The following is a 5,902-nucleotide window of genomic DNA, read 5'->3' on the forward strand; positions in this document are numbered from 1 at the left end:
CTGCGGTATCGTCCATGTGATCGACGATGCCGCCGATCCTGCGGTGAGTGTCCTCGGCACGTTTCCGGCCGAAACCCACGAGCCGATCACCTATCCGGCCGCGTTGTTGACGTCTGCCGCGGATCCTGCCGACAAGGCTTTCTTCGAGGCGCTGAGCGCAGACGCGGCCGACAGGGTCTTTGCAGACCAGGGCTTCAGTATCCTGAACTGAGGCTGCAAGGGCGGCGCAAGGTAGACGGCGCCGCCACCTGGATCGGTGGTGCCGCCGCGACGAAGGATGACCGGTGGTGGCGACGGCCTCGTTGAGGCGGTGCGATGCTCAGCGCGTGGCTGGAATCCGAAGACGCGAAGTCGTGATTGACGCGCGTCATACCTCGACAAGCATCTGGTGATCTGTGCTTTCCGCGAGGGTTTTGTGGGGCGCCACATCCCGTTGGGCGCATCGGCGGCGCGCCGATGCACGAGTTCGTGGCGGTCGCGACAGGCCGCCGCGTCCGTCGCGACGGCGATGCGCGCGGCTTCGATCCCGCGCACAGTCCTGGCCACTACGGAATAGCTTGCACCAGTGAGGCCGCGTGCCTTCGCTTCCGCCTGGGCCTTGCGATGGATGGCTCCGCAGTCGGGACGGAGCGCCGTGCTTCGCACCAGAAGCCTCGATCTTGGGGGAGCCTTCACATGATTTCGGCATCGCTGCGCCGTGCCCGCTCCAGCCCCCGCGATGCCCTTCGCCCGGGTCTTGAGGTCTTCCACCGTCGCCGCCTGCGCCACTTCGCAACGGTCTTGGGGTTGATCTGAAACTGTCGACTCAACGCCGCGGTCGAAGCCTTCGATTGATGTATTGCTGCTCGGATGATGTGCGTGGTCGTGGCGCATCCGTGGCGAACCCGGCCCATAGTGCCTCATTCCATTCCAACGAAAGGATCACACCATCAAACCTTGGGATCAAACACCTAGGTTCTGGCCGGTAACAAGCCGGACGGTCCTGCCGACGCCCCCCGAGGCGCAGGAAAGGAACGGAGAAAAGACCGGCGGCGTTGACAGCAACGTTTCTCCCCCAAGATCGCGTTGCTGAAAGGGCCTCACGCATGAAGGACGATGCAGCCCGGTGCACCCCGCCGGCCGACGGCCGGGAAGACTGCCGCCTTTTCGCGGATCTCGCCGCGGCGGCGGCGGTCGAGGACCGGGGCGAGGCCTCCATCGCCGCTTCGGTGGCCCGGCTGCGCGCGGCAGGCTGGCTCGGGGCCGGAACGCCCCAGCCCGAGCGCCTGTTCACGCGGCTGGTCCGGCTGGCCGAGGTCAATCTGTCGCTGGCGCGGCTTTACGAGGGCCATGTCAACGCCCTGCGCCTGGCCCGCACCCTGGGCGACGCCGGGACCTGGGCCGAGGCGCGGGGGCTGGCCGACGGCGGTGCGTTTCTGGGCGTCTGGGGCGCGGACGGGGCGGTCCCGCTGGCGCTGGACGGAGAGCGGCTGGCGGGCGGCAAGCGCTTTGCATCGGGGCTGGGGGTGGTGGGCCATGCGGTCGTGACCTTGGGCCAGGGAGAGGCGCTGCGCCTTGCGCTGCTGGACGTCAGCGACCCCGCCCGGCACCGGCCCGGCAGCTGGCGCAAGACGGGAATGCGGGCCACCGTTTCGGGGGACTTCGACGCGGACGGGATGCCGGCCTCGGCGCTGCGCTGGGTGGGCGGACCCGGCCGCTATCTTGAGGAACCGGGCTTCGTCGGCGGCACCTGGCGCATCGCCGCCGTGCAGCTTGGCGGCACGCTCGGCCTGTTGCGCGCCGCCGCCGACGACCTGGCCACGCTGGGGCGACTGGCGGCCGAGGCACAGGTGGCGCGGCTGGCCCCCGTGCTGACGCGGGCGCTGGCGGCAGGCGCCCTTGTGCGCCGCGCAGCCCGCGTGGCCGAGGGCGCTGCGGGCCGGGCCGAGCCGGAACGCGCCGCCGCCCTGTCCGCGCAGGCGCGCCTGCTGACGGAAGACGTGGGTCAGGACGCCATCGCCGCCGTCGAGCGGTCCGTCGGCCTCGCGCATTTCGACGAGGACGCCCGGACGGGCCGCATCGCGCGCGACCTTGCCACCTACATGCGCCAGGCAGCCCGCGACGCCTTTCTGCAGCGGGCGGGGCGCTGGTGCCTGATGCGGGACGAGCCCTTCTCGGCCCTGCTGGACGACCCCGATGCGTGAACGCGACCTTGCCGCCATCCTTGTGCCGGACGACGACGACCTGCCCGCCATGGGGGCCGAGGACCTGCTGCGCGGGCAGCCCCTGCTGGTGCTGGCACCGCACCCCGACGATGAATCCCTTGGCTGCGGCGCGTTGCTGGCCCGGGCTTTTGCAGGGCCGGGGGCGCATGTGGCCTGCCTCACGGATGGGGCGGCATCGCATCCCGGCTCGCGCGCCGTGTCGCCCGCACGGCTGGCCGCCCTCCGGCGCGGGGAACTGGAGGAAGCCTTAGGCCACCTGGGCGGGACGGCGGAGGATGCGACGATGTTCGGCGTGCCCGACGGCCAGCTTCGGGCCAGCCCGGAACTGGCCGGACGGATCGCCGCCTTGGCGCGGGAAACTGGCGCGGGCCTTCTTCTGGCGCCCTCGCCGCTTGATCCCCATTGCGACCACGTGGCGGGGGCGGCGCTGGGGCGGGCGGTGGCGCGTGCCCTGCCGCTGCGGCTGGGCTTCTATCCCGTCTGGTCGCGCTGGCACGGACAGGGCCGCGCGCCCGTGCCGCCCGGCACGCGGGCCGTGCGCCTGCCCCCCGGGCCCTGCCTGCCTGCCAAGCAGGCCGCCATCGCCGCCCATCGCAGCCAGGCGGGGCTGGTGGTGCCCGATGCGCCCGACGGCTTCGAGATGCCGCCGGGCTTCGCCGCCTTCTTCGCCGCCCGCGACGAGGTCTACTTCCTGTCGGACGAGGGCGCGCCATGGTGACGGAAAAGGCGGCCTCCGCGGTGGGCCTCGACCATCTCGACGCGCTTTATGCCGAAGGCGATGACCCCTGGGGCTTCCGCACCAGCGCCTATGAGCAGGCCAAGTTCGCAGCCACCCGCGCGGCGCTGTCCCGCCCCGCCTATGACAGCGCGCTGGAGCCCGGCTGCGGCAACGGGGAACTCGCGCGCCACATCGCGCCCCTGTGCCGCCGCTACACCGGCATCGACGCGGTCGAAACGGCGCTGGAGGCGGCCCGCCGCGCGGTGCCGCAGGGACGCTTCGTCCAAGGCTTCCTGCCCTGCGCCTTTCCGCCCGGCGACTACGACCTCGTCCTGCTGTCCGAGGTGCTGTATTTCCTCGACCGCCCGGGCCTCGACGCCCTCGCCCGCGAGATCGCCGCAAGATGCCCGGCGGCCGAGGTGCTGGCCGTCACCTGGCTTGGCCCCTCGGGCAACCCCCTAGAGGGCGGGGAGGCGCTGGAGGCATTCGCCGCCGCCATGGCGCCGGCCTTCCGCCGCATTCCCGTGCTGTGCCAGCCCCGTTTCCGCATCGACAGGTTTCTCGCGCCATGACGCCGCATCCCCCCGCCCCGCCCCCGCGCATCGACCTCAAGGCACGGCCGTCCGGCTGGGGGCGCAGCGGCCATCTCGTGGTTGTCCCCGCCCGCAACGAGGCGGCGCGGATCGCCGCCTGCCTCGGCGCGCTGGAGGGCCAGGGCGCGGATCTGCTGGTCGTGGCCAACAACTGCACGGATGCGACCGCACAGATCGCGGCCTCGCAGGGCGCGGCGGTGCTGGACTGCCACATCGCAACGGGGGGCGTCGGCGCGGCGCGGCGGCTGGGGATCGCCGAAGGGATGCGCATGGCGGCCGAGACAGGGGCGGACCTCCGCGCAGTCCTCACCTCGGATGCCGACTGCCTAGTGGCGCCCGACTGGCTGGACGCGAACCTGCGCCATCTCGGCGCGGGCGCCGCGGCCGTCTGCGGCTGGGTCCTGCCCATCGCCGAGGAGCACGCGCTGCTGCCCCCCCTGCTGCTGCATCGCGCCGCGCTGGAGGACCGTTTCCTCGATCTCAAGGTCGCGCTGGAACTGCGCCTGATGGGGCGGGCAGGGCACGAGCGCACCCCTGGCGCGAGCCTCGCCTTTCAGCTCGACGCTTATGTCGCCGCCGGCGGCTTCGACCCCGCGCCCGCACATGAGGATCGCGCCATCATTCTGCGCCTCAAGGCCTTGGGCCTGCCCGTGGTCCATGCCCGCGACGTCATCGTGCACGCCTCATGCCGGCTCGATGGCCGCGCCCCAGACGGCATGGCCGCCGCGCTGCGCGAGCGGGCGGCCGATCCGGACGCGCCGCTCTGCCCGGACCTCGGCCGGTCCGAGATCGCCAGCGTGGCGGCCGTGCTGGCCACCCTGCCGCCGTTGCGCCTGACCGCGGACCTGCCGGGCGCCATCGCGCAGCTGGAACGGCTGCTGTCCGGAACCCTTGGTCCGGGACAGGCCGGGAAAGGCGCCTCGCCCCGGAACGCGAGGCCATGGAAGGCGGCGAACGCCCCCCTGTCCTGCCCCCCGGAAGAACAAGGCAGGGCTGCGCCGCGCTTGGGTCACGGGATCTGAAGGCAAGCCCGCACGTCACCTGCGGGCAGCCTGTCACCGCACGGGCCGGCGCAGAAAAAGGTTGGCTTTATATGGAAAGCCAAGACGTAGGTCCAGCCAGCAGGAGCTTTGACCCTTGGAAACCACCGAGGCTGTTAAAAAAGTCGCACTGGGTTAGTTGAGGTTGCCGCTCGTCCGCGCTTTATCTGTCGTTTTACCGAGCCGTGCGGGTCGCCGCAGCCGTGCGGGAAGGCGGGATGCTGCCCTCAAGGGCACACCTGAGCACGGCCAAGCAAGCAAGGCCGCAGGGGATATTGGGTGCGTCCTGCGACATGGGAAGCCTTACCGGAACAGCCCATTATGGACGGGCTCTGTTGCGCAAATCGACTGATGGGGGCACGTCGCCTTTCCCCGGACGGAGCCATCTCACGGCCTCTGTGACGGGGATGCCGAGCGCGGTGCAGCCGTTCAGGACCGCGATGCGGACCCGGAGTTCAGCGACCTGCCGATCGAAGTCTCGGGCCATGAGGCGCTGACCCGGCAACTTCACGCAATGCATCTTCGTTTCGGCGCGGCTTCGGCGATGGTAACCGCTCCATCGTCGCCACGGCGCCCGACCCAGATGCTTCGAGGCGCGCAGGGCTTGGTCGCGTGCCGCGGCGCCCGCCGTGACCGCCTTCCATGGCTTTGCATTCCGGCGGGGCGGGATGACGGCGTGAGCTCCTCGATCCGCAATGGCATCGTGGCACTTGCGTGTGTCATGGGCGCCGTCGGCGTTCGCGGGGCTCACCGCTGCCGATTTCCTGATCTGCCGGGATCTGGTCAAGCAGGTCGGGCGGAACCGGCGCATCGCCGATGTGGCTTGCGGTGATCGCAACGGCCCGGACCTCCAGCGTTTCCTCGTCGATGCCGGGATGGATCCTGCGCCATGAGCCCTGTCGCGCCACTGGTCCGAGCGACAAGGGCGAATGCGCCGCTTGGACCCGCCATGTTTGCGGGCATTCCACTCACCTTCGCCCTCGACCTTGATGCCGGTGCTGTCGATCGGAAGCTGCAGCGGACCGTTGGAGCCCCGATGCGGAATGTTCACGACCAGGGCCTTCTGCCGCCGCGACAGCGTGCTGAAATCGGGCACCGCCCAATCGAGACCGATCAGCCGTGGCAGGCTCTCGACGAACCCGGTCGTCCGGCGCAACGCCATGCGGGACAGCACCTTCATGATCAGACATGTCTCGATCGCGGCATCGCTGCAGCTTTGTCGGCGGCCTCGCCTGCCTGATGGCGCAGCGTCCCATCCCATCTCGGGGTCGAACCAGACAGGGGAGCCAAGCCCCGGCGCCTGAGCGCTTCGTCATGCGCTGGCCGGTTCCTGGTCTTGCAGGTCGG

The 5,902-nt window shown here is 70.8% G+C and carries 5 protein-coding genes and 1 pseudogene; 5 read left to right on the forward strand and 1 reads right to left on the reverse strand.

Features of this window, described 5'->3' with window-relative positions:
• The 5 genes from Q4F04_RS14425 to Q4F04_RS14445 form a co-directional block, all read left to right on the forward strand.
• A partial coding sequence (locus tag Q4F04_RS14425; RefSeq protein ID WP_303370499.1) for a substrate-binding domain-containing protein occupies positions 1–211 on the forward strand: 211 nt, incomplete at its 5' end.
• Positions 212–1,085: 874 nt separating this feature from the next.
• Positions 1,086–2,183: an acyl-CoA dehydrogenase gene (locus Q4F04_RS14430; RefSeq protein ID WP_303370500.1), complete on the forward strand. Its 1,098-nt coding sequence runs from the start codon at positions 1,086–1,088 to the stop codon at positions 2,181–2,183.
• On the forward strand, positions 2,176–2,922 hold the full coding sequence (locus tag Q4F04_RS14435) for a PIG-L deacetylase family protein (RefSeq protein ID WP_303370501.1): 747 nt from the start codon (positions 2,176–2,178) through the stop codon (positions 2,920–2,922). The genes Q4F04_RS14430 and Q4F04_RS14435 overlap by 8 nt, the downstream gene beginning before the upstream one ends.
• The gene (locus tag Q4F04_RS14440) at positions 2,916–3,494 is read left to right on the forward strand and encodes a bifunctional 2-polyprenyl-6-hydroxyphenol methylase/3-demethylubiquinol 3-O-methyltransferase UbiG (protein WP_303370502.1); all 579 of its coding nucleotides are present in this window, start codon (positions 2,916–2,918) and stop codon (positions 3,492–3,494) included. Before Q4F04_RS14435 ends, Q4F04_RS14440 begins: the two co-directional genes overlap by 7 nt.
• Entirely contained in the window at positions 3,491–4,537 is a 1,047-nt protein-coding gene (locus tag Q4F04_RS14445; protein ID WP_303370503.1) for a glycosyltransferase family 2 protein, read from the forward strand. The genes Q4F04_RS14440 and Q4F04_RS14445 overlap by 4 nt, the downstream gene beginning before the upstream one ends.
• A gap of 337 nt (positions 4,538–4,874) precedes the next feature.
• Here Q4F04_RS14445 and Q4F04_RS14450 read toward each other — a convergent pair.
• Positions 4,875–5,902 (reverse strand): annotated as a pseudogene (locus tag Q4F04_RS14450) (IS5 family transposase); the annotation flags it as partial.

The organism is Paracoccus sp. (in: a-proteobacteria), assembly GCF_030536915.1.
In the GTDB taxonomy this organism is placed as follows: domain Bacteria; phylum Pseudomonadota; class Alphaproteobacteria; order Rhodobacterales; family Rhodobacteraceae; genus Paracoccus.